Annotated in this window: 26 protein-coding genes; 13 read left to right on the top strand and 13 right to left on the bottom strand. The window is 50.6% G+C overall.

Going from position 1 to position 22,091, the window contains the following annotated elements; all coding sequences use genetic code 11:
• On the top strand, nt 1–178 hold a 178-nt coding region (locus tag Q397_RS24745; RefSeq protein ID WP_205618834.1), incomplete at its 5' end, for a transposase.
• Nucleotides 179–338: 160 nt separating this feature from the next.
• Here the strand turns inward: Q397_RS24745 and Q397_RS24740 are convergent.
• Nucleotides 339–506 (bottom strand): YdcH family protein, encoded by a 168-nt coding sequence (locus tag Q397_RS24740; RefSeq protein ID WP_084149064.1) that lies wholly within the window; start codon nt 504–506, stop codon nt 339–341.
• A gap of 112 nt (nt 507–618) precedes the next feature.
• A complete protein-coding gene (locus Q397_RS0113630; protein ID WP_028879891.1) occupies nt 619–1,704 on the bottom strand; it encodes an ATP-dependent 6-phosphofructokinase in 1,086 nt (361 codons plus the stop codon).
• Nucleotides 1,705–1,790: 86 nt separating this feature from the next.
• Here Q397_RS0113630 and Q397_RS0113625 point away from each other — a divergent pair, with 86 nt between their 5' ends.
• Nucleotides 1,791–1,991 (top strand): YdcH family protein, encoded by a 201-nt coding sequence (locus Q397_RS0113625; RefSeq protein ID WP_028879890.1) that lies wholly within the window; start codon nt 1,791–1,793, stop codon nt 1,989–1,991.
• Here Q397_RS0113625 and Q397_RS0113620 read toward each other — a convergent pair.
• On the bottom strand, nt 1,981–2,745 hold the full coding sequence (locus Q397_RS0113620) for a GGDEF domain-containing protein (RefSeq protein WP_028879889.1): 765 nt from the start codon (nt 2,743–2,745) through the stop codon (nt 1,981–1,983). The two genes, Q397_RS0113625 and Q397_RS0113620, sit on opposite strands and share 11 nt — an antisense overlap.
• Before the next feature lie 137 nt (nt 2,746–2,882).
• On the opposite strand from Q397_RS0113620, the gene purE reads away from it, so the two are divergent.
• Complete coding sequence (gene purE, locus Q397_RS0113615; RefSeq protein WP_028879888.1) at nt 2,883–3,380, top strand: 5-(carboxyamino)imidazole ribonucleotide mutase; 498 nt, start codon at nt 2,883–2,885, stop codon at nt 3,378–3,380.
• Nucleotides 3,381–3,384: 4 nt separating this feature from the next.
• Entirely contained in the window at nt 3,385–4,479 is a 1,095-nt protein-coding gene (locus Q397_RS0113610) for a 5-(carboxyamino)imidazole ribonucleotide synthase (RefSeq protein ID WP_038013978.1), read from the top strand.
• Nucleotides 4,480–4,491: 12 nt separating this feature from the next.
• Here the strand turns inward: Q397_RS0113610 and Q397_RS0113605 are convergent, their stop codons facing one another.
• The 4 genes from Q397_RS0113605 to def form a co-directional block, all read right to left on the bottom strand.
• Entirely contained in the window at nt 4,492–4,983 is a 492-nt protein-coding gene (locus Q397_RS0113605) for a GNAT family N-acetyltransferase (protein WP_028879886.1), read from the bottom strand.
• Complete coding sequence (locus tag Q397_RS0113600) at nt 4,958–6,178, bottom strand: multidrug effflux MFS transporter (RefSeq protein WP_028879885.1); 1,221 nt, start codon at nt 6,176–6,178, stop codon at nt 4,958–4,960. Before Q397_RS0113600 ends, Q397_RS0113605 begins: the two co-directional genes overlap by 26 nt.
• A gap of 102 nt (nt 6,179–6,280) precedes the next feature.
• Entirely contained in the window at nt 6,281–6,925 is a 645-nt protein-coding gene (locus Q397_RS22570) for a COQ9 family protein (RefSeq protein WP_038013960.1), read from the bottom strand.
• A 4-nt stretch (nt 6,926–6,929) separates the two neighbouring features.
• Nucleotides 6,930–7,448, bottom strand: a complete 519-nt coding sequence (gene def / locus Q397_RS0113590; RefSeq protein ID WP_028879884.1) for a peptide deformylase — start codon at nt 7,446–7,448, stop codon at nt 6,930–6,932.
• Between the two features lie 157 nt (nt 7,449–7,605).
• Here def and rpsU point away from each other — a divergent pair, with 157 nt between their 5' ends.
• Complete coding sequence (gene rpsU, locus Q397_RS0113585; protein WP_038013959.1) at nt 7,606–7,812, top strand: 30S ribosomal protein S21; 207 nt, start codon at nt 7,606–7,608, stop codon at nt 7,810–7,812.
• Between the two features lie 224 nt (nt 7,813–8,036).
• Here rpsU and Q397_RS0113580 read toward each other — a convergent pair whose 3' ends face one another.
• The 6 genes from Q397_RS0113580 to ssb all read right to left on the bottom strand — a co-directional run bounded on the left by Q397_RS0113580 (nt 8,037) and on the right by ssb (nt 14,022).
• Nucleotides 8,037–8,594, bottom strand: coding sequence for a cysteine hydrolase family protein (locus Q397_RS0113580; protein ID WP_028879882.1), 558 nt, complete (start codon nt 8,592–8,594; stop codon nt 8,037–8,039).
• 75 nt (nt 8,595–8,669) lie between these two features.
• A complete protein-coding gene (locus Q397_RS0113575) occupies nt 8,670–10,103 on the bottom strand; it encodes an NAD(P)(+) transhydrogenase (Re/Si-specific) subunit beta (protein ID WP_028879881.1) in 1,434 nt (477 codons plus the stop codon).
• Nucleotides 10,104–10,118: 15 nt separating this feature from the next.
• The gene (locus Q397_RS0113570) at nt 10,119–11,702 is read right to left on the bottom strand and encodes a Re/Si-specific NAD(P)(+) transhydrogenase subunit alpha (RefSeq protein WP_028879880.1); all 1,584 of its coding nucleotides are present in this window, start codon (nt 11,700–11,702) and stop codon (nt 10,119–10,121) included.
• 482 nt (nt 11,703–12,184) lie between these two features.
• Nucleotides 12,185–12,586, bottom strand: coding sequence for a YbaN family protein (locus Q397_RS22565; protein WP_038013957.1), 402 nt, complete (start codon nt 12,584–12,586; stop codon nt 12,185–12,187).
• Nucleotides 12,587–12,628: 42 nt separating this feature from the next.
• Nucleotides 12,629–13,393 carry a substrate-binding periplasmic protein gene (locus Q397_RS0113560; RefSeq protein WP_028879879.1) on the bottom strand — a complete coding sequence of 255 codons (765 nt, stop codon included), beginning with the start codon at nt 13,391–13,393 and terminating at the stop codon, nt 12,629–12,631.
• Between the two features lie 98 nt (nt 13,394–13,491).
• Nucleotides 13,492–14,022, bottom strand: coding sequence for a single-stranded DNA-binding protein (gene ssb / locus Q397_RS0113555; RefSeq protein ID WP_028879878.1), 531 nt, complete (start codon nt 14,020–14,022; stop codon nt 13,492–13,494).
• 224 nt (nt 14,023–14,246) lie between these two features.
• Between ssb and Q397_RS0113550 the strand changes: the two genes are divergently transcribed.
• The 8 genes from Q397_RS0113550 to Q397_RS0113515 all read left to right on the top strand — a co-directional run bounded on the left by Q397_RS0113550 (nt 14,247) and on the right by Q397_RS0113515 (nt 22,079).
• Nucleotides 14,247–14,951, top strand: a complete 705-nt coding sequence (locus Q397_RS0113550; RefSeq protein ID WP_028879877.1) for a substrate-binding periplasmic protein — start codon at nt 14,247–14,249, stop codon at nt 14,949–14,951.
• 75 nt (nt 14,952–15,026) lie between these two features.
• Nucleotides 15,027–17,852, top strand: coding sequence for an excinuclease ABC subunit UvrA (gene uvrA, locus Q397_RS0113545; RefSeq protein ID WP_028879876.1), 2,826 nt, complete (start codon nt 15,027–15,029; stop codon nt 17,850–17,852).
• A gap of 25 nt (nt 17,853–17,877) precedes the next feature.
• Nucleotides 17,878–18,171 carry a nucleotidyltransferase family protein gene (locus tag Q397_RS0113540; RefSeq protein ID WP_028879875.1) on the top strand — a complete coding sequence of 98 codons (294 nt, stop codon included), beginning with the start codon at nt 17,878–17,880 and terminating at the stop codon, nt 18,169–18,171.
• Nucleotides 18,164–18,517: a HepT-like ribonuclease domain-containing protein gene (locus Q397_RS0113535; RefSeq protein ID WP_028879874.1), complete on the top strand. Its 354-nt coding sequence runs from the start codon at nt 18,164–18,166 to the stop codon at nt 18,515–18,517. Before Q397_RS0113540 ends, Q397_RS0113535 begins: the two co-directional genes overlap by 8 nt.
• 96 nt (nt 18,518–18,613) lie before the next feature.
• Nucleotides 18,614–19,540 (top strand): sulfite exporter TauE/SafE family protein, encoded by a 927-nt coding sequence (locus tag Q397_RS0113530; RefSeq protein ID WP_028879873.1) that lies wholly within the window; start codon nt 18,614–18,616, stop codon nt 19,538–19,540.
• Between the two features lie 145 nt (nt 19,541–19,685).
• On the top strand, nt 19,686–20,618 hold the full coding sequence (locus Q397_RS0113525) for a sulfite exporter TauE/SafE family protein (RefSeq protein ID WP_028879872.1): 933 nt from the start codon (nt 19,686–19,688) through the stop codon (nt 20,616–20,618).
• A gap of 5 nt (nt 20,619–20,623) precedes the next feature.
• Nucleotides 20,624–21,382 (top strand): TIGR02186 family protein, encoded by a 759-nt coding sequence (locus Q397_RS0113520; protein WP_028879871.1) that lies wholly within the window; start codon nt 20,624–20,626, stop codon nt 21,380–21,382.
• 187 nt (nt 21,383–21,569) lie between these two features.
• Entirely contained in the window at nt 21,570–22,079 is a 510-nt protein-coding gene (locus Q397_RS0113515; protein ID WP_028879870.1) for a CesT family type III secretion system chaperone, read from the top strand.
• Nucleotides 22,080–22,091 lie beyond the last annotated feature (12 nt).

The raw sequence follows: 22,091 nt of genomic DNA, 5'->3' as shown, positions 1-22,091 counted from the left end.
TGCTGATGCCAAACAACTACATGGGCACCGCTATGCCCGTCTGAGAGGCCTGACTAAAGTGAAAGAGCAATGCTTGATGGCAGCCACCGCCCAAAACATCAAGAAAATCGCCCTCATCTTAGCCCGTCTCAGGTTTTTATGGCGATATTTACCCACTGGAACGCCCACATATGCCTGAAAATGAAGCAGTGGAGCAACCTGCTTAAAGAAATGTCCAACAGAACAAAAAACACAACCTTATAGAAAATAACAAACCCCGCCAAAATTGACGGGGTTTGTCAGAGATCTGAAACGCCCCGATCTTCATCGGGGCGTTTTGCGTTCACTGCCTTGTAAAGTTAGTTCACCGACAAGGTCGTTATTTCATCTTTCAGCTTTAGCTTCTGTCGTTTCAATGTATGGATCAGGTCGTCATCAGGTTGCGGTCTCAGCTCCTCTGCCGAAATTTTATGTTCCAGCTGTTCGTGCTTAACTTTCAGAGATTCAATACGATCTTGTACGCTCATGCGGACAACCTCCTAGTGACAGTTTTAAGAAGGTTTTATGGTATCTAAAATTTAACCCAAAGACCAGAAAAGGATGTTGTGCAGCGCGGCAAAAATGCGCCTTAAAAATGCCTTAATCCCCTAGGCAAATTCCCAGCCCCCGCGCGGTATCCACAAGGGTTCCGGCAACATCGATATGGTTGTAACGCGTGACCACTTCTTCCAGCGCAACGTCTACCACTTCGCGGTTTTGCCAAGCCACCATTCTGTTGCTTTTTCCGTCCGCCATCAGGTCCACTGCCTTAACCCCAAAGGCCGATGCGATGACCCGGTCGCGCATGGCAGGTGTCCCGCCGCGTTGCACATGACCTAACACGGTCACGCGGGTATCAGCCCCGGTTTCTTTGGAGATTTGATCCCCAATCACATGCGCCACCCCGCCATAGTTCATTTTACCATCTTCATTGGCATGCATAATGGATGATCCGTCCTTGGTCTTTACCGCTTCAGAGACAACGATCAGGGCGTGGGTGCGACCTTCATCTTCATAGACGCGGCGGATTTTCTCTTTAATCTTTGCCATATCATATCTAATTTCCGGCACCAAAATAACGTCTGCCCCGCCTGCAATCCCGGCATGTAATGCGATATGCCCCGCATCACGGCCCATAACTTCCAGCACCATGATGCGATGATGACTCGCTGCCGTTGGATGCAGGCGATCCAACGCATCCACCGCCACATTTACGGCCGTGGTAAATCCAATGGTAAATTCCGTCCCCGCCACATCATTGTCGATGGTTTTTGGAATACCGATAAACGGGATTTCCCCCAGCTCACACAATTTATTTAGGATTTTCATGGAGCCATCCCCGCCAATGCCGATCAGCCCAGCCAGGTCAAGTTCCCGAAATCCATCGATAAATTCTTGGGAGCGATCTTTTAAGCTGCCATCAGCCATAGGGTAAGCAAACGGATCGCCCTTGTTTGTCGTGCCTAAAAAGGTGCCGCCTTGACGCAACAACGTGCCGCCAAATGTTTGCTTATCCAAGACCTCCGCATCAACCGGTGTCGAGATCAGGCCGAGGGTGCCGTTTTTAATGCCAACGACCTCCCATCCATACCCGTCAATCGCACGACGGGTGACGGCGCGAATGGCCGCATTCAGCCCCGCACAATCCCCACCACTGGTCAAAATACCGATGCGTTTTTTAGCCATGACTTATCCTTTTTTATATTTCCGTCAGTTGTTTATGCTATAATGAAGATTGGGACTTATCATGACAATAAGAAGTCGGAAAAAAAATGCCTGAGAGCCGTGATTTACATGTAAAGCTTGCGACATTGCAAACGGAACACCGGGACTTGGATGATATCATCAATAGATTGGTTGAAAATCCGCCGTTTGATCAATTGCAGCTTCAACGCCTCAAAAAACGCAAACTCGTCTTAAAGGACCAGATTTCCGCATTGGAAGATATCGTCCTGCCCGATATTATTGCGTGAGCAGCCGTCCCTTTAAATCCACATCAGCCTGCTTTAAAATCTCTTTCACATCCTGATCAGCATGGATCGCGCACACGCCATAGGCCACGTGCACCGCAAGCACACAGCCGTCATAAAACATCGGCCCTTGTTCGACTTTGACCTTTAAGTTCTCCAGCTTCTGCTGAGAATGCGCAACGTCACTGAGAGCCAGAACGACCCCAAAGCCATCGCCGCCCAACGTGCCGATCCGGTCCGTTTCGCGCAGATTGGCTTTTAAAATCTGGGAGGTTTCCCGGATGACGGCTTCCCCCGCCAACAAGCCGTACTGCTTTTTCAAGGCCGCAAAGTTTGCGATCTGAAAATAGGCAAAGCTGCTATGGGTCTGCGTCTTGCCCACATGGGCCGCCATGATCGCCAATTCCCGCACCAAGGCATGACGGGTCAAGACGGGCAAATCCATATGGCGATCCAGACTATGGGATAATCTATCCTCGAAACTATGGGTCAGGTTCAATTCTTCGCGCAGATGATCGATCTCTTCCATCAAGGATATAATGGCGTCACTGACCGCAGGTGTCAGTTCTTCCTGCGGGATATTCATAAACGATGTTACATCGTCCACCGCCTCACCCCCTCCCTGAACGGAGGCATTAGCCGATCCGCCATAATGTCCCTGCCCGCCCCCTTTCCCAAAGGAGCGTTTTTTCGGGTCCGCCTTATTGCCCATATAGGGCTTAACGGCTTCACTCGGTTTTATATCGTCGATCGGCATGATCGCACCATCTTTCACTATCTGCACAGACCAATATAATATACTGAAATGATTGATAAATCTTAAAAACCTTGCGCAAACGTCCCTTATTCATATAATACGCCCCTTTTTTAGCATGAGCGATACAGGGTAAAAACATGGACAGTGCAGCACCTTCAGTTGGGATCATCATGGGCAGTCAATCAGACTGGCCGACAATGAAACTCGCCGCAGATATGTTGGATGAAATGGGCGTTTCTTACGAAAAGCGCATCGTTTCTGCCCACCGCACACCGCAGCGCCTTTATGATTACGCGACAAACGCCAAAGCCCGTGGGCTCAAGGTCATTATCGCGGGCGCCGGTGGGGCAGCTCACTTACCCGGCATGGCCGCTGCCATGACTCCGCTGCCTGTTTTGGGTGTGCCTGTTAAAAGCCGTGCGCTAAACGGTATCGACAGCCTTTATTCCATCGCGCAAATGCCGGGTGGCGTCCCGGTTGGCACACTCGCGATCGGCGATGCGGGCGCGAAAAACGCAGGCATCCTTGCAGCCAGCATCATTGCCCTGCAAGACGATAGCGTTGCAGCCAAGCTCGATGCCTTCCGTGAGGCACAAACAGCAAGTGTCGCTGAAATCCCTGTAGATGAAGCATAAGACCATGGCACAGTTTAAAGCACTGCCACCGGGCAGCACCATCGGGATCATCGGCAACGGTCAATTGGGTCGTATGACCGCGCTTGCCGCTGCCCGTCTTGGCTATGCCTGCCACGTTTTTGGACCGGACGCCGATAGCCCCGCGGAACAGGTGGCCTTTCGTGCAACTGTCGCGGCTTATGATGACAAAGACGCTTTGGTCGAATTTGCAAAATCCGTTGATGTTGTGACCTTTGAATTTGAAAACATCCCGCATGAAAGCGTGCAGCTATTGACCAAACATGTGGACGTCCGTCCGGGCTGGAACTGTTTGCAAATCTCCCAAGATCGCTTGATTGAAAAGACCTTCATCAACGACTGTGGCATCGACACAGCCCCGTTTAAGGCCGTCAACAGCCTTGCTGACCTTGAGGCCGCCGTCGAGGAACTGGGCCGCCCCAGCATCCTGAAAACCACCCGCATGGGCTACGATGGCAAGGGCCAAGCCCTGATCCGTCCGGAAACGGATCTTGAAACCGCCTATGACAGCATGGCGGGCGCCCCCAGCGTGCTGGAAGGGTTCGTTGAGTTTCAACGCGAAATCTCCGTCATCGTGGCACGCAGCGCCTGCGGTCAATGGACAGCGTTTGAACCGGCGGAAAACGTCCATGTCGACGGTATCCTTGATACATCAAGCGTCCCTGCCCACATCCCTGATGGTCTGGTAGAAGAAGCCGTGCGCATTGCTGTCACACTGGCTGAAAAGATGGATATCATCGGCTTGCTGGCTGTAGAGATGTTCCACACCAAGGATGATCGCCTGATTGTCAATGAAGTGGCACCGCGCCCGCACAACTCCGGTCACTGGACCCAAGACGCCTGCTATTCGGACCAGTTTGAACAGTTTGTCCGTGCGGTCTGTGGCCTCCCCTTGGGGTCGGTTGAACGCCGCAACGATCTGGTGATGAAAAACCTCATCGGTTTTGATGTGGAGAAATGGCCGGATTACCTGAACGAACCCAACGCAAAGCTCCACCTGTACGGCAAAGCCTCTACCCGACGCGGCCGTAAAATGGGTCACGTCAATCTGGTTTATCCCTTGGGCGAACTGCCCAAATAAAAAAAGCGTGATTTAAGAAAGGTAAAGTCGATATTTGACAAAACTCTTGCCGGTTATGTCGACTTTACCTTCTTCTTTAAAACCAAACCGCACCAAAGCGTTTTTGTTATGGCGCTCAATCGGCAACAAAACCGTTAAGGACGTAAAGACATTGTCCTGCACCGCCTGAGCCACAACAGCTTTAAACAATCGCTTGCCCCAGCCCCAAAAATCAGGGTGAAGCACCAGCGCAAAATCAGCCTCACCATTTTCAGGTTGCAATCCACCCCATCCGGCAAATTGCCCATCAATCACAAAAGCATGGGGACCATAACCGACCTGATTCCACATGGCCTGTTTGGCGGTTACAAAATCCCTATAATCTGCTTGCGTAAACGGCCCTGTCATAAGGGGCAGGTAGCGATGAACCTCAGGCATATTCATCAGATCAATGAGAGCCCCTTCCAAAGAGCCCTCACTGAGCGAAACAAACCTGATCCTATGGGTTAGATTTTCGTCGGTCATGCCCAATCCACTGCATCAGCAGGAAGCTTGCTATTGAAAGAACAACAAAGCCAACAACCATCGGCACAAGTGTCTGGTTATAGAATTGACCGATCAAGGTCCCAAACCCCATGGAGACGAAAGTCGTTCCCGCCCCGATAATGGAAGAGGCAATCCCCGCAATATGCCCCATGGGTTCCATCGCAAGGGCGTTAGAGTTCCCAAACAAAATCCCCATGAAGAAGAACACCAAAGTCATCGCAATCATAAACAACAAGAACGGCGAGTGACCGTCATTCAGCAAGATATAGACCAAGAACAACGAAGACGTAACGATGAGCGCCTTAAGCGCCATATCCATCATCTTGTGCATGCCGACTTTGACGACAAAACGTCCATTCACGACGGACGAGGCACCAACAGCCAAAGCAAGAATGGCAAAATAAAGCGGAAACATTTCATCAATGCCGTAAATGTCTAGATACAGAAGCTTAGAAACATTCAGGTAGGACACAAGGCACGCAAAAGCCAAACCGCCGACAACCATAAATCCGGCGGACACCCGATTGGTCAACACCTCTTTAACGCCATGCAAGATCGGCGTCACTTCCAATTTAATACGGTATTCTTTATGCAGGGTTTCCGGTTGACGAAGGGCAATCCACCCCCCAATCAAAACGGACAGGACCGCAAAACAATAAAAGATGCTTTCCCATGAAAAGAAAATCAGCAGACCCGCGCCAATTGTCGGTGCCAGCGCGGGTACAAGAATAAACACGCTGATGACAAACGACATAATCCGCGCCATTTCCCGGCCAGAGTATTGATCACGCACAAAAGCGATGGTGAGAGTGCGCGGTCCTGCGACCCCGAACCCCTGAATAAAACGCCCCACCAACAACATGTCGTAGGAGGTGGCAAAGGCAGAAATCAACGATCCAAAAATAAACAATGCCAAACCGATATAGGTGGCAGATTTACGCCCAATGCTGTCAGATACCGGCCCATAGAATAATTGACCGATCCCCAGCCCTAAAAACAACACACCAACGACCAACTGCAATTCATTTTGATCAGCAATATTAAAACTGCTGCCGATTGCATGATAGGCAGGCAAAATGGCATCAATTGCCAACGCAACCAATGACATAAGAAAAGCCATCAAGGCCACGAATTCGCCGGTGCTTTGACGCGGCGAGACGACGTTGTCAGACATATAAAACTACTTTACGAAAAGAATATAAGAATATGATCGGCACAATAGGCACCATATTCAAAGAACACAGTGAAATGCCTCACAGATAAGAATAATTATTATTTATCGCTTAACCAGACCACTGGCTGCGCCATGTCCGGTCAACTTACAAAATAAGCTTTCGACCTTGCCGAACAATTCTTTACGAGCCTTAACAGCTTTAATGACATCAATCAGGCGGCGGCGGTAAAACAGGATCGTTTCTTCCGCCCCTTCCGACTCGTCATTCAGCCAATAAACCATCGTCGCGCTATAGACAGCCGCCAAAGAGGCACGCTTGGTGTAATAGTTAAAGTCCACAGACTCGTCCCCACAACACCACCACATTTCATCAACCGCTTTCCAGACAACCTGCACCCCTTGGGCGGCGTGTTTAGGCAGCGTGTAAAAAGACATGGCCTTACGCACCGCTTCTTTATAAGGCGCTTCAAGCTCCAAGCGGACGCGCATGGCTTCTTCCAGACGTTGACCGATCCCCATAGCGGACAGATCAATCTCCGCCAGACGGGCGGCCATCTGGCGATTTATGTACTCGGCAAAATGTGCAAGAAAATCCTCTACCCCGTTTGGAAAGGCGCGTACCGCCATGGACGCATCGTATCCGGCCTCCATGGCACCGTTTGCAATCGCCTCATCGCCCAAACCGTCAAACAAAACGTTCGGCAGGGTCGCCAACAGGATATCGTCTTTTACTTTGATGTCTTGCATCACTCTAGCCTTTCAAAGCCTTCTGCATTTCTTCAACATACCCGAAGCTGGACAGGTCGTCCATACGCTGTGGATAGAGAATCCCGTCCAGATGATCGCATTCATGTTGCACCACACGGGCATGGAAGCCGCTGGCTTCACGCTCAATCCGGTTTCCCGCCGCATCAAGACCGCTGTAGCGGATGTTCTGATAACGCGGAACGCGTCCCGCCATACCGGGTAAAGACAAACAGCCTTCGATCCCCTCTGACATCTCCTCATCTAGCGGTTCAATCACCGGGTTGATCAGCACGGTCAAGGGCACAGACTCGCCCTCGCTACGTTCTCCGGGGACATGAAACATCACAAGGCGCAACGGCACATGCACCTGTGGGGCAGCAAGTCCGGCCCCATTGGCATCTTCCATGGTTTCCACCATATCGGAAATCAGGCGCTGTATCTCTGGATCCGTAGGGTTTTCAACCGGCTTGGCAGGTGTGCGCAAGACCGGATGCCCCATGCGGGCTATCTTTAAAATTGTCATGAATTGGTATATAATGGCTTTTTATGGCCATTGCCACACTGAATCCACTTGATCACCCCAGATTCATATGGTATGTCCCAGCCTCCTTTCCCAACCTTTCAGGGAAAAGGAATGGGCGTATGGCCCAGTTTTTATTTTTTAGAAGGAGGCCCTGACCATCGTACAGGTAGTAGTTCGCGACAATAATGTCGACCAGGCACTTAAAGCACTGAAAAAGAAAATGCAGCGTGAAGGCGTATTCCGTGAGATGAAACTCCGCCGTCACTTTGAAAAGCCATCTGAGAAAAAAGCACGTGAAGACGCTGAAGCAGTTCGTCGCGCACGTAAACTTGAGCGTAAGCGCTTGGAGCGTGAAGGCTTCTAAACACCTTGTCCCTGTGTAAGGGATTGTGTTTAACAGACTACATTTTCTACGGATCATTCTCTTGCCTACTGGATGATCTGCTTAAATACTACTTGAAAGGTGGTGATGTGGGCGTTTGCGGTTTGGCTGATACCAAATTGCACCTCATATACCCAAAAAGGCGAAGCGCTTTTAACAGCAGCTTCGCCTTTTTTATTACTTCATTTCCCGCAGGTTTTATCAGCTTAGATGGCCGCAAAAATATCCTGCATGCTCATCACCTGACAATATTCGCCATCCAAAATCCCCAACACCATCGCCTGCACATCCGCCGCCTCTCGCAAGACACCATTTGCATCTGTCACAGGCGTAGCTGTACAGGCGTCACTCATCAAATAGGTCTCAAACCCCAGCGAGGCCGCGTGACGCACTGTTGCGTCAACCGAGTGCTGGGTGACAACACCACAGACCAACAGCTTATCAGCCCCCTCCATACGCAGCATAGAGCCTAGCCCTGTATTAATGAAGGCGCAGTTGGTTTCTTTCTCAATCACGATCTCGCCGGGACGGGGCGCGGCCTGATCTTTAAAGTCATTACCATCCCCACCCGCATGATAAGGCGAGTCGGGGTCTTTGGAATTATGCTTTACGTGAAAGACCGGCCATCCACGTCCGCGCCAGATCGATAAAAGATCCTGCACGCGCGAGATATAGTCGGGATTATTCTTGCCTTCCCAGCGCGCATCATCAATGGCGTTTTGAACATCAATCACAACAAGGGCGGTGGAGGCATCCAGTTTCATGGTTTCATCCCGTTTAAACAAAAGAAAAGGCCGCAGGTTACCCCTGCGGCCCTCACTATAACAGGCAAGGCTGGATTAGCTAATATTTTGTAGCAATGTATCCAGTGACGCTTTCGCATCGCCATAGAACATGCGTGTGTTCTCTTTGTAGAACAGTGGGTTTTCGATACCGGAATATCCAGTGCCCTGCCCCCGTTTAGAGACAAACACCTGTTTCGCTTTCCAGCATTCCAGAACCGGCATCCCGGCAATCGGGGAGTTCGGATCATCTTGTGCCGCCGGGTTCACGATATCGTTGGACCCGATCACGATAGCAACATCCGTGTTCGGGAAGTCGTCATTGATCTCGTCCATTTCCAAGACGATGTCGTAAGGCACCTTGGCTTCCGCCAACAACACGTTCATGTGACCCGGCAAACGACCGGCAACAGGGTGGATCGCAAAGCGAACTTCTTTGCCCTTGGCGCGCAGACGCTTGGTCAGTTCAGACACAGACTGTTGAGCTTGCGCAACCGCCAGACCATAGCCCGGAATGATGATGATGCTGTCAGCTTCTTCAAGCGCAGAAACCACACCATCCGCATCGATCGCAACCATTTCGCCTTCAACTTCCATCGCCGGACCGGTTTGACCACCAAAGCCGCCAAGGATAACCGAGACGAAGTGACGGTTCATCGCCTTACACATGATGTAAGACAGGATCGCGCCACTGGAGCCCACAAGCGCACCGGTCACGATCAACAGATCATTGCCCAGCGTAAAGCCGATGGCAGATGCCGCCCAACCGGAGTAGGAGTTCAGCATGGATACCACAACAGGCATATCCGCGCCACCAATCCCCATGATCAGGTGCCAGCCGATAAAGCCTGCAATGATCGTCACCAGAACCATGGTCCAGATGCCGGCATCGTTACAGAACATGATACCAAGGACCAAACAGGACAGCGCAGAAACAGCGTTCCACATGTGACCGCCCGGCAATTTGATCGGCTTACCGTCGATTTTACCCGCAAGCTTACCAAACGCCACGATTGACCCTGTAAAGGTCACCGCACCGATGAAGATACCCAAGAAGACTTCAACCTTCAGGATGGAGATTTCCACGCTGGTTTTCTGCGCCAGCTTCAAGGCAAAGCCTGTTAGGGCGTCACGGGTTGCCTCGTCCATCGCGAGGACGGATTGCAGCTCCAATTCAGCGTTCAGGCCAATAAAGACCGCAGCCAAACCCACAAAGGAGTGCAGCGCTGCCACCAGTTGCGGCATCTCTGTCATTTGAACACGACCAGCAACATACCAGCCGATGACGGAACCGATCAAAATGGTCGGGATCAACCAACCAAGGCTACCCCCACCGTAAGTAAAGACCGTCATCAGAACGGCAACACCCATCCCGATGATGCCATACCAAACGGCGCGTTTTGCTTTTTCCTGATTAGAAAGCCCACCCAAAGACAGGATGAACAAGACGGATGCTGAAATATATGCAGCAGTTAAAATACCATATGTCATTATATCGTCTTCTCCTTAGGACTTCTCGAACATGGCGAGCATGCGTCGGGTCACAAGGAAACCACCGACAATGTTAATCGTTGCAATAAGGACGGAAATGGCCGCCATAATCACAACCAGACTGCTTGAAGACCCGATCTGCAAGACGGCACCCAGAATAACAATCCCGGAGATCGCATTGGTCACCGCCATCAACGGTGTATGCAGAGAGTGAGACACGTTCCAGATAACCTGGAAGCCCACAAAACAGGACAAGACGAACACAATAAAGTGCTGCATGAAGCTAGCCGGTGCAAACGCCCCGACAACCAACATCAACGCAGCGCCCACACCCAGCAAAGTGATTTGCTGTTTGGTCGCGGCTTTAAAATCGGCAACTTCTTTCGCGCGTTTTTCTTCCGGTGTCAGTTCTTTGACTTCCGGCTTCTTTTGCGCAGCAATCGCTTTGATCTTCGGCGGGGGTGGCGGGAAAGTGATTTCACCTTCAAACGTCACGGTCGCGCCGCGGATCACGTCATCTTCCATGTTATGATTTACCTGACCGTCTTTTTCCGGTGTCAGGTCAGTCATCATGTGACGGATGTTCGTAGAATAAAGCGTCGAAGACTGCGCCGCCATACGAGACGGGAAGTCGGTGTAACCGATAATCGTCACACCGTTTTCGGTCACGACTTTCTCGTCCTTGACAGTACCTTCAACGTTACCGCCGCGCTCTGCCGCCAAATCGACGATCACAGAACCGGTTTTCATCGCCGCAACCATGTCTGCAAGCCACAGTTTCGGGGCTTCACGGTTGGGGATCAGAGCCGTTGTAATAACAATGTCCACATCCGGTGCCAATTCGCGGAACTTCGCCAACTGCGCTTCACGGAATTCTGGGGAAGATACAGACGCATAACCGCCAGTCGCAGCCCCGTCTTGTTGTTCTTCTTCAAAATCAAGGTAGACGAACTCAGCGCCCATAGATTCAACTTGCTCAGCCACTTCCGGGCGAACGTCAAATGCATAGGTGATCGCCCCCAAGGACACAGACGCACCGATCGCGGCCAGACCGGCAACACCGGCACCGACAACCATCACTTTCGCCGGCGGTACTTTACCCGCAGCGGTGATTTGACCGGTAAAGAAACGACCAAAATTGTTACCGGCTTCGATAACAGCGCGGTAGCCTGCAATGTTCGCCATGGAAGACAGCGCGTCCATTTTTTGCGCGCGCGAAATCCGCGGGACCATTTCCATCGCAATCACGTTGGCACCGGACGCTTTTGCAGCCTCCATACCTTCTTCGTTACCCGCCGGGTTGAAGAAAGAGATCAACGTCTTGCCTTTGGCAAGATACTTCAGCTCGCGGCTTTCCGGCTCACGCACTTTCGCGACAATGTCCGCAGTTTCCCACAGGCCTTTTGCGGTTTTGATCACTTCGACGCCAGCTGCTTCATAATCAGCGTCAGAGAAGCCTGCCAGTTGGCCTGCACCGGATTGAATGGCGCAGCGATATCCGAGTTTCTGAAGCTGGGTAGCGGACTCAGGAGTCATCGCAACACGTGCTTCTCCCTTCGTAAGCTCTTTCGGCGTCCCTATCAGTTGTCCGTTATCCATAAATCCTCCAGTGTTTAAATCGTTTCATTTTGAGGTCATCCGTTTCATACGATTTCGATGTTAGGCATCCACCAGTACGTCGGAATAAACGTACGCAAATCTGCCTGCCCCTATCACCATGCACCCCGTACATTTTTCCATCACTGAAAAAAGCCGTCCGGACAACGCCTTTGAACCTGAATTATGCCCAACTGCACTCTGCATTGATCTTAGGTTTCCCCCCGGGTGGATGTTCGACAAACTGCCTGCGCTTTCTCTTTTCAAAGATCACACACACATTCTGCATTTCTTATAGTGCCACCTTTATGCCTTGGTCATACCAGTCCCTGCAACCCCTTCATGCACAAGAAATGAAAAAAATTATGCAGCGCAACATTATTTAATTCTAATAAATTTGAGGTTTGCGAATTATTATGAAGCTCAGTCTATATCTATGAAATGGCAGTATCCTGCGCCTTACAGCATATTTTTAGGAGAAAATATCAAGCAGCTTCGGTTGTTTCTACAGGCGAAGAAGACGGTGTAGGCCGCGTCAAAATAAAGGTTGCAATTGCAACCATCAGCACAGAAAGGGCTATTGGCACATATATATTATCACTTAAAAGCACAGAGAATCCGAGTGACACGCCCATCAAGCTAACTGAAGCGATCTTGGCCTTTTTTGAAATCGCCCCCTCATTGAACCAGCTTTCGATATGGTGCCCAAACCGGGGGTGCGTGTGCAACCAGACTTTCAGGCGCGGGGAGCTTTTACTAAACGCCCAAACAGCCACCAACAAAAAAGGCGTCGTCGGCAAAACCGGTAAAAAGGCACCGATAAAGCCAAGCGTCGTAAAGATCCCGCCAATAGCGAGATAAATATATCTAACGAGCTGTCTGTTCATACCTTATGATGTGGGAGAAATGCCTAAAAACTCAAGTAAAAACTAGAGCATTTTAAACGGAAAATACCTTTTTGTAATCGCCATGTGCGTCCCATCCGCAATCATGCTTTCCAGTGCCACATCAATAACTTTCAATAAATCGGGGCGATCAGGCCGCACGATCATATGGACATCCCCGCCCAGACCTTTCCCAAAAATCGGTTCCCCCAGATAGCCAAAGCCACGGCCCTCATCGGATTGTAAAAAAGATAACGACTGCATTGTCGGCATTAACAGAATACGACACTTGCCGGCCACCATACTTTCAAGATTTTCCTTAGTCGTGGTATTCACCACAAGCTGATGAACTGCTCCCCCCATCTTTTGGCGAAGATAGGCTATTTGCTTGGTTTTTTCGATCGCACAGATTTTTTCACGCAACAAGACCTTATCGACATTTCCGAAACTAAGATCCACAGGCCCCACATAACTGCTGGTGGAACGCCAATAAGCTTTGGTAAAGCCCGCCAGCTTCTCCCGCTCCGGCGTCTTCAACATGTTGGGCAAGGCAAAATCAAGCTCCCCCGCATGCACTTTGGGCAAGAGATGAGAATATTCTTCAAAAACAAAGGTGCAGGTCGCGTTCAAACGAGCGCAAATTTCTCGGGCCATATCGACATTGAAGCCAATATGGTTGCCTTGCTCATCCACATAGGAAAAGGGGCGGGAGTCTACTGTAACGCCCACCTTCACATCCTGCGCCACCCCTTGGCCCGACATCCCGACTACGACCAGCAGCGCCAAGACCATTTTTTTTACCTTAAACATCCCAACCCCAAGACTTTCAGTTCTATATGATTTTCAATTCAAAGCACAAAAAAAGGCCCGAAACAATATGTTCGGGCCTCTAAATCGAATTTTAAATCCTAGAAGGGGATTTCGTCGTCCAGATCACCACCTGGAATACCGCCGCCGGACTGTTGGCCGCCACCAGAATTCCATTCAGGACCTGTGCTGCCACCGCTTGGATCTGCACCACCGCCATAACCGCCGCCGGATTGACCGTAATCATCACCGCCGTATCCGCCGCCGCCGCCTTCGCCGCCGCGACCACCCAACATGGTCAATTCACCGCGATAACGCTGCAACACGATCTCGGTTGTGTATTTTTCAACACCGCTTTGATCTGTCCATTTACGGGTCTGCAACGCACCTTCAAGATAGATTGTCGATCCTTTGCGCAGGAAACGTTCCGCCACATCAGCCAGTCTTTCGTTAAACACGACGACGCGATGCCATTCGGTACGTTCACGGCGTTCCCCTGACTGGCGGTCCTTCCACGACTCGGAAGTCGCGATGGACATATTGACGATTTTTGACCCGTCATTTGTAAAGCGCACTTCAGGGTCGCGTCCCAAATTGCCCACCAAAATCACCTTGTTAACCGAACCGGCCATAAGAACTCCTTGTATTCATAGAATTGATTATTTGAGGCGCGACAATACAATCAATATCGCTCCAAAGCGAGTCCATTATTTCCCCTCTTTTTCACAAAGTCCCTAATTTATGTTTGGATATTTCATCCCCATCCCGTACTCTCTTACAATCATCACGAACCGTGACAGACTGAAAAATGATTTTATTACGAAGACTTATCTGCCTTCTATGCCTGACGCTCTCATTGGCCCCTCTTCAAGCCAAGGCCAAGACCTTTCATCTGGTGACGGCCACCTTTAAACCCTTTACCGACCCGGATCACCCGAAAGGCGGCTTTCTTGTAGATATCGCCCGTCAAGCCTTTGCAAAAGCTGGTCATGACATCACGATCACTTTTCATCCTTGGCCCCGTGCGATCAAAGAGGCTGAAACAGGTCGTGCCGACGGTTTGCTCAGTGCATTCTACTCCCCCGAACGTGCCGAACTTTTTCATTTTTCAGCGCCCCTGAATACAACCCGGATGGTTTTTATCGGCTTACGCAGCAATATCCGCACCCCTTACTATAATGACTTGAAAGATCTGGCCCCCTACCGCATTGCGGCGGGACGTAAATGGGCCTACTCGCCGGAATTCACGACCGCAACCTACCTGAAGAAAGAGTTCGTCGATAACGAAGAACAGGGGATTCACCTGCTTTACAATGGTCGGATTGATCTATTCGCCGTCAATATTGATCAGTACCGCCACACGATCTCGAAAATGAATGAGTATGATATCGAAAAGTCGCTTATTCTTACGCCGCCAATCTCGATTAATGATCATCACATTATCGTTTCTCGTACTTTGCCCGACGGTTTAAAATTGCTCACGGACTTTAATACCGGGCTCGCCGCCCTAAAAGCCAGTGGTGATTATCAACAGACCCGAAAGCGTTTTTTCGGCTTTTAGCTTTACATTTCAGCCTCACCACACTATCTCTTTAGCTCTTAAATGTTCTCCTTTTGATCTTTTTTGAGTTGTCTTATGAGTGTTGATGAAATTCAGGTACGCGGTGCGCGTGAACATAACTTACAGAATGTCGATGTCGATATTCCCAAAAATTCATTAACAGTCATTACCGGTCTATCCGGTTCGGGGAAGTCTTCTCTGGCGTTTGACACAATCTATGCCGAAGGTCAGCGCCGCTATGTAGAATCTCTCTCTGCTTATGCCCGCCAGTTCCTGGAACTGATGCAAAAGCCGGATGTGGATCATATTGAAGGTCTGTCCCCCGCCATTTCCATTGAGCAAAAGACGACCTCTAAAAACCCGCGTTCCACAGTCGGGACGGTCACCGAGATTTATGACTACATGCGTCTTTTGTGGGCGCGCGTTGGTGTCCCCCACTCCCCCGCCACAGGCCTGCCGATTGAAAGCCAGACCGTCTCCCAGATGGTGGACCGGATCATGGACTTGGAAGAAGGTACGCGGCTTTATATCCTCGCCCCGATCGTGCGGGGTCGCAAAGGTGAATATCGCAAAGAGTTTCTGGAGCTGCAAAAAAAGGGCTTTCAACGGGTCAAGGTGGATGGCGACCTTTACGATGTGGATGAAGTCCCCGCCCTCAATAAAAAGATCAAACATGATATCGAGGTGGTTGTTGACCGCCTTGTCCTACGCGAAGGGGTGGAAAGCCGCCTTGCCGACAGTATTGAAACCGCGCTTGAACTTGCCGACGGCTTGCTGTTTGCTGAAGATGCCAAATCCGGGGAGCGTCACACCTTTTCTGCGAAATTTGCCTGTCCGGTGTCTGGCTTCACCATTGATGAAATTGAACCCCGCCTGTTTTCCTTCAACAACCCCTTTGGTGCCTGTCCCAGCTGTGACGGTTTGGGCACAGAAATGTATTTCGACCCGCAACTCGTGGTGCCAGACGAAGCCCTGCCCCTAAAAGATGCGGTTGCGCCTTGGGCCAATTCTTCCAGCGTTTATTATGGTCAAACCCTGAAAGCGATCGCGGCACATTTCAACGTCGACATTGAAAAACCGTTCAACAAACTGCCCAAAGAAATGCAGGACACAGTGCTTTACGGCTCCGGTAAAGACGAGATCACGATTGCCTACAACGACGGCAAACGATCCTATCAGGTGACAAAACCATTTGAAGGCGTGATCCCGAACATGGAACGCCGCTGGCGTGAAACCGACAGCTCGTGGGTGCGTGATGAACTGTCCAAATACCAGACGGTAACGGGATGTTCCGATTGCGGCGGGCATCGTTTGCGCCCCGAAGCCCTCGCGGTTAAAATCGACGGGTTGCATATTAGCGAAGTCACTGCCTTTTCCATCGATGAAGCGGCAAAATGGTATGCGGGACTGGAAAGCAAACTCAGTAAAAAACAACAGGAAATCGCCTACCGTATCCTGCGCGAAATTAATGAGCGCCTTGGATTTCTCGTCAACGTGGGGCTGGAGTATCTGACACTGTCTCGCTCATCCGGTACCTTATCAGGTGGGGAAAGTCAGCGAATTCGTCTTGCCTCCCAAATCGGCTCCGGCCTGACCGGCGTGTTATATGTCTTGGATGAGCCCTCCATCGGCCTGCATCAACGTGACAATGACCGACTGTTGGAAACCTTGGTGCGTCTGCGCGATCTCGACAATACCGTCATTGTTGTTGAACATGATGAAGACGCCATTCGCAGCGCCGATTATCTGATCGACATGGGACCGCGCGCCGGCGTCCATGGCGGCACCGTCGTTGCCCAAGGCACACCGGACGAAGTGATGGCCAACCCCGACAGTTTGACCGGCCAATATCTCACCGGCATGCAACAGATCGACGTCCCGGCCACCCGCCGCAAAGGGCGCAAAGGCCAATCCATCAAGATTAAAGGTGCAACCGTCAACAATCTGCAAAACGTTAATGCAGAAATTCCGCTGGGCACCTTCACCTGCGTCACCGGTGTCTCCGGTGGCGGTAAATCCTCCCTCGTCATCGAGACACTCTATAAAGCGCTTGCGAAAAAGCTCCATGGCGCGCGCCTACATCCGGGAGAACATAAAAAACTGGAAGGCGTCGAATTTATCGACAAAATCGTTGATATCGACCAATCCCCGATCGGGCGTACACCGCGCTCCAACCCGGCGACCTACACAGGCGCCTTCTCCCCCATTCGCGATTGGTTTGCCGCCCTGCCTGAAGCAAAAACCCGTGGCTACAAACCTGGTCGTTTCTCCTTCAACGTCAAAGGCGGACGCTGTGAGGCCTGTCAGGGCGATGGGGTAATCAAAATTGAAATGCACTTCCTGCCCGATGTATACGTGCAATGTGACGTCTGTAAGGGCCATCGCTATAACCGCGAAACACTGGAAGTCAAATTCCGCGGCAAGTCCATTGCAGATGTACTGGATATGACGGTTGAAGAAGCGGTGGACTTCTTTAAGGCCGTGCCGACCATTCGCGACAAGATGGTCACGCTGGAAAAAGTCGGTCTGGGCTATGTGCGTTTAGGCCAACAAGCCACTACCCTATCCGGGGGGGAGGCCCAGCGGGTCAAGCTCGCCAAGGAACTATCCAAACGTGCAACCGGAAAGACCATCTATATTCTGGACGAACCGACAACGGGCCTACATTTTGATGATGTTAAAAAGCTGCTGGAAGTCCTGCATGTCTTGGTCGAACAAGGCAACACCGTTGTGGTGATTGAACATAATCTGGAAGTCATCAAGACCGCCGACCATATTATTGATATTGGCCCGGAAGGGGGATCAAAAGGCGGCCGGATTGTCGCGGCGGGCACACCGGAAAGCATCTGCACTGTTGAAGAAAGTTATACCGGTAAATATCTCAAAACCTATTTGAAATAGTCACACAGCCATGTAGGGCAAGGCCATGAAATGTAAAGAAGATATCTTTGTTAAACTGAAAAACCTCGAACAGGATTTGAAGCCCTTTGGGGTAAAACGCATCGGTATTTTTGGTTCCTTCGCCCGTGATACGGCGCGACCGGAAAGTGACATTGATCTGCTGGTGGAATTTATCGAGACACCGGGACTCCTGCAATTGGCGGAGCTCCATCTCCTGCTGGAAAGTGCTTTAGCCCGTCGTGTGGATCTGGCAACCCATGAAATGCTGTGTCCAGAACTAAAAGATAAGGTTTTGCATGAGGTCGTCTATCATGACTAAGCCGCAAGAGGCCGAACGCTGGACCTTTCACCTTCACCAGATGATCTTCGCCATCGGGAAAATTGAAGGCTATGTACAAGGCATGACCCGACAGGATTTTCTATCGGACAACCGCACCATTGATGCTGTCATTCGCAATCTGGAAATCGTGGGCGAAGCAACCCACCATGTCCCGAACAAAATCAGAAAGCACTACCCCACGATTCCTTGGGAAAACCTGCGCCATATGCGGAACTTTCTTGCCCATGAATATTTCGATGTTGACCCCAGGATCGTCTGGGAAACCGTGGCAAAAGACTTGCAGCGCATCAAGGTGTCCCTGCTAAAAATGTCTAACGAACTCTAATTTTTACCCTCTTGTTTGCTTGGAAAGCGCTTCACAACGCCTGACGGAGTGTATATATATCAAAGCTCGCCCCGTAATTTCAGGTCGGCTGCTGCTATGAATGTTTATCTTCCCATTGCTGAAACATCGGTCAATTTTTTTCTATTGTTGGCAATGGGCGGTGGTGTCGGCTTTCTGTCCGGACTATTCGGGGTCGGCGGTGGCTTTTTGCTTACGCCGTTGCTGATCTTAATCGGGGTGCCTGCGCCCATTGCTGTTGCCACCCAATCCAACCAGATCGTTGCGTCCTCCATCTCCGGTGTGATCGCCCATATGCGGCGTAAAAACGTCGATTTTAAAATGGGGTATATGCTACTGGTCGGCGGTATTATCGGCTCCGTCGTGGGTGTCTGGCTCTTTACCCTGCTGCAACAACTGGGACAGATTGATCTGGTCATTAAACTGTCTTACGTGGTCCTGCTTTCCTCCATTGGCGGATTGATGTTTTTCGAAAGTGTTCGTGCCATCATTCGGCTGCGTAAAGGCCTAACCACCTACGGGACGGCCCACAAGCGGCGCGACCATTCCGGCTGGCAGCATGGCTTGCCGTTTAAAACCAGATTTCGGCGCTCTAAACTCTATATCAGTGCTCTCCTTCCCATCGGGGTTGGATTAATTGTCGGGATTCTGGTGGCGATCATGGGCGTTGGTGGTGGCTTCATCATGGTGCCCGCCATGATCTATCTATTGGGCATGCCGACAAACATTGTCATCGGCACGTCTTTATTTCAGATCATCTTTGTCACCGCAAATGTCACCATCCTGCAGGCGGCAACCAATCAGACCGTAGACATTGTACTTGCACTTATCCTATTGATTGGCGGAGTTGTTGGCGCACAATTCGGTGCCCGTGCCGCCATGAAATTACAAGGTGAACAAATCAGACTCCTGCTGGCGCTCATTGTCCTGCTGGTTTGTTTCAAGATCGGCCTTGGCCTGACAATACAGCCAGAAGACCTTTTTAATGTACATACAACACGCTAAAGTGTATGTATTTTTGCACTTGCACAGTTTATCTTGCACCTTAACTCAATAAGGTTGCTCTTATGTTTGGAATAGCTTAAAAATAGATATATTGCATATGCTTACAGATCAATAGCACCACCCGAATGTCCAGGCCGCAAAACGCATGAACATCTACCTTCCAATCGCCGAGATCTCCGTCAACATCTTTCTCTTGTTGGGAATGGGTGGCGTTGTCGGTTTTTTATCCGGTATGTTTGGTGTCGGCGGTGGCTTTTTGATGACACCGCTTTTAATCTTTATCGGCATTCCACCAACCGTTGCAGTTGCGACGGAAGCGAACCAGATTGTCGCCTCCAGTGTTTCGGGCGTTATTGCCCACACCCGGCGTAAAAACGTTGATTTCAAGATGGGGATCATGTTGCTGGTCGGCGGGGTGATCGGTTCAACCAGTGGTGTCTGGCTATTTTCTGCACTGACGGCCTCCGGTCAGATTGATCTGGTCATCCGCCTGTCCTACGTGGTTTTTCTATCCGTTATTGGCGGATTGATGTTTTTTGAAAGCACGCGCGCCATTATCCGCAAGCACAAAGGCTATGTCGGCAGTGGCGGCGCGCATAAACGTAAAGACCATTCCGGCTGGCAACATAAGCTGCCCTTTAAAATGCGTTTTCGTCGCTCCAAGCTCTATATCAGCGCCCTTCTCCCGATCGGTGTAGGCGTCGTTGTGGGGATTCTGGCAGCGATCATGGGCGTTGGCGGCGGCTTCATCATGGTCCCTGCGATGATCTATCTTTTGGGTATGCCGACATCGGTTGTTGTCGGTACATCTTTATTCCAAATCATTTTCGTAACTGCAAACGTAACCATCCTTCAAGCGGCGACCAACCAGACGGTTGATATTGTGCTCGCCCTGCTGTTGCTTATCGGCGGGGTCATTGGTGCACAATTTGGCGCACGTGTTGGGATGAAGTTACAAGCCGAGCAACTGCGCGTTCTGTTGGCCCTGATGGTCTTGGCGGTCTGCGTCAAGCTAGGGATCGACCTGATCCTGACCCCCAGCGATTTGTTTAGTCTCGGAACGGGCGGAGGGCACTAATTATCATGAAACAGCTTCTCTCACTGCTCCTGATTTTCTACGGCGTAAATCTTGCTACCCAAGCCAATGCCAATATGGATCCCAATGAGATCGTCGCCGCACTTGATGACGATCTTGTCGCCATTGATACCGGCTTTAGCGGTTCAAAAATCCTGCTGTTTGGCTCCATCTCCGGCAAAGGAGATGTGATCATTACCGTCCGTGGCCCCTCCAATCGCGAAGTGGTGCGCAAAAAAGGCCGCATGATGGGCATTTGGGCCAACAAAGAACAGGTTGCCTTTAGCAACACCCCTGCTTTCTTTAAAATTGCCAGTACAGGTGACGTGGACACCATCGTCAATGAGGAAACCAAAGCCCGCCTAGAACTGGGTGCTCAACACCTAAAACCCTATCTTGCGCCGTCCCACATCAATGTGGATGACGAGAAGAAGGAGGCTTTCTGGCAAGCCTTGATCCGATCGAAACAACGCGATGGTCTCTATGACGCGGCAGCATCTAATGTGGTGCTTTTGGGCAAACGGCTGTTCCGCGCAGATATCGAGTTTCCGGCCAACGTCCCTGTCGGCACATACCTTGTTTACATCTATCTGGTACAGGACCAAGAAGTCGTCCATTCCCAGATTACACCGATCATCGTCTCTAAAATCGGGATGGAAGCACGAATCTATGATTTTGCCCAACGCCATAGCCTGGCTTATGGTGTCATCGCGGTCTTAATCGCCTTGATCGCCGGCTGGTTGGCTTCTGTCTTCTTTAGAAAATAGCCCCCCGCTTAAATACGACATCCATTTACAAAACACCTTTTACTGAGCAGCTTTGAACTTCCTCAGATACTTTCGCACACCCTATATTTGAAATTTTGTGAAACTATTTGGCCTCAAAAGTCACTTACCTATCAGAGCCAACATGCTGGCTAGCACATATCATTTCAGTTAAACAGGTGAGTAAATCATGAGCCAATTTGAAGCAATCTTAACCGAATTTGCGAAACACGTTAACCTTGCGGCAATCGACGATTTTTTGAAATATCACGTCCTGATCGTCGACAAAATTTCCATTGAATTTGTCCATGAAGCCGACGCGGAAGGTGACTCTCTTCTGCTGGTGGCTGATTTGGGACAGGTTCCGGTTAACGCACGCGGCACCGTTTATAAATACCTGCTGTCTGCCAACGTTGTCTTTAAAGGGACTGGCGGCAGCACACTTGGGGTTCATGAAGAAACGGACAACGTGATCCTGAGCTTTGCCGTACCAAACCATGCCCTAGAGCCGGAAAAACTAGCCGACATCATCAAGGGCTTTGTGGATGTGGCCGAGTTCTGGCGTGCTTCACTGGAAAACTGGCGCGAAAACGACGTCAACACTGATGGCGATATGGATGAGCAATTCTTCGCTAACCTTGATGCACCTGCTGCCCCATCTTCCTCCGCCTCCCGTCCAGATCAGTTCATTCGCGGTTAATCCCCGCAGAAT

Origin of the sequence: Terasakiella pusilla DSM 6293 (assembly GCF_000688235.1) — a bacterium.
GTDB classification, from domain to species: Bacteria; Pseudomonadota; Alphaproteobacteria; order Rhodospirillales; family Terasakiellaceae; genus Terasakiella; species Terasakiella pusilla.
This window is presented reverse-complemented; position numbering and strand designations above follow the sequence as displayed.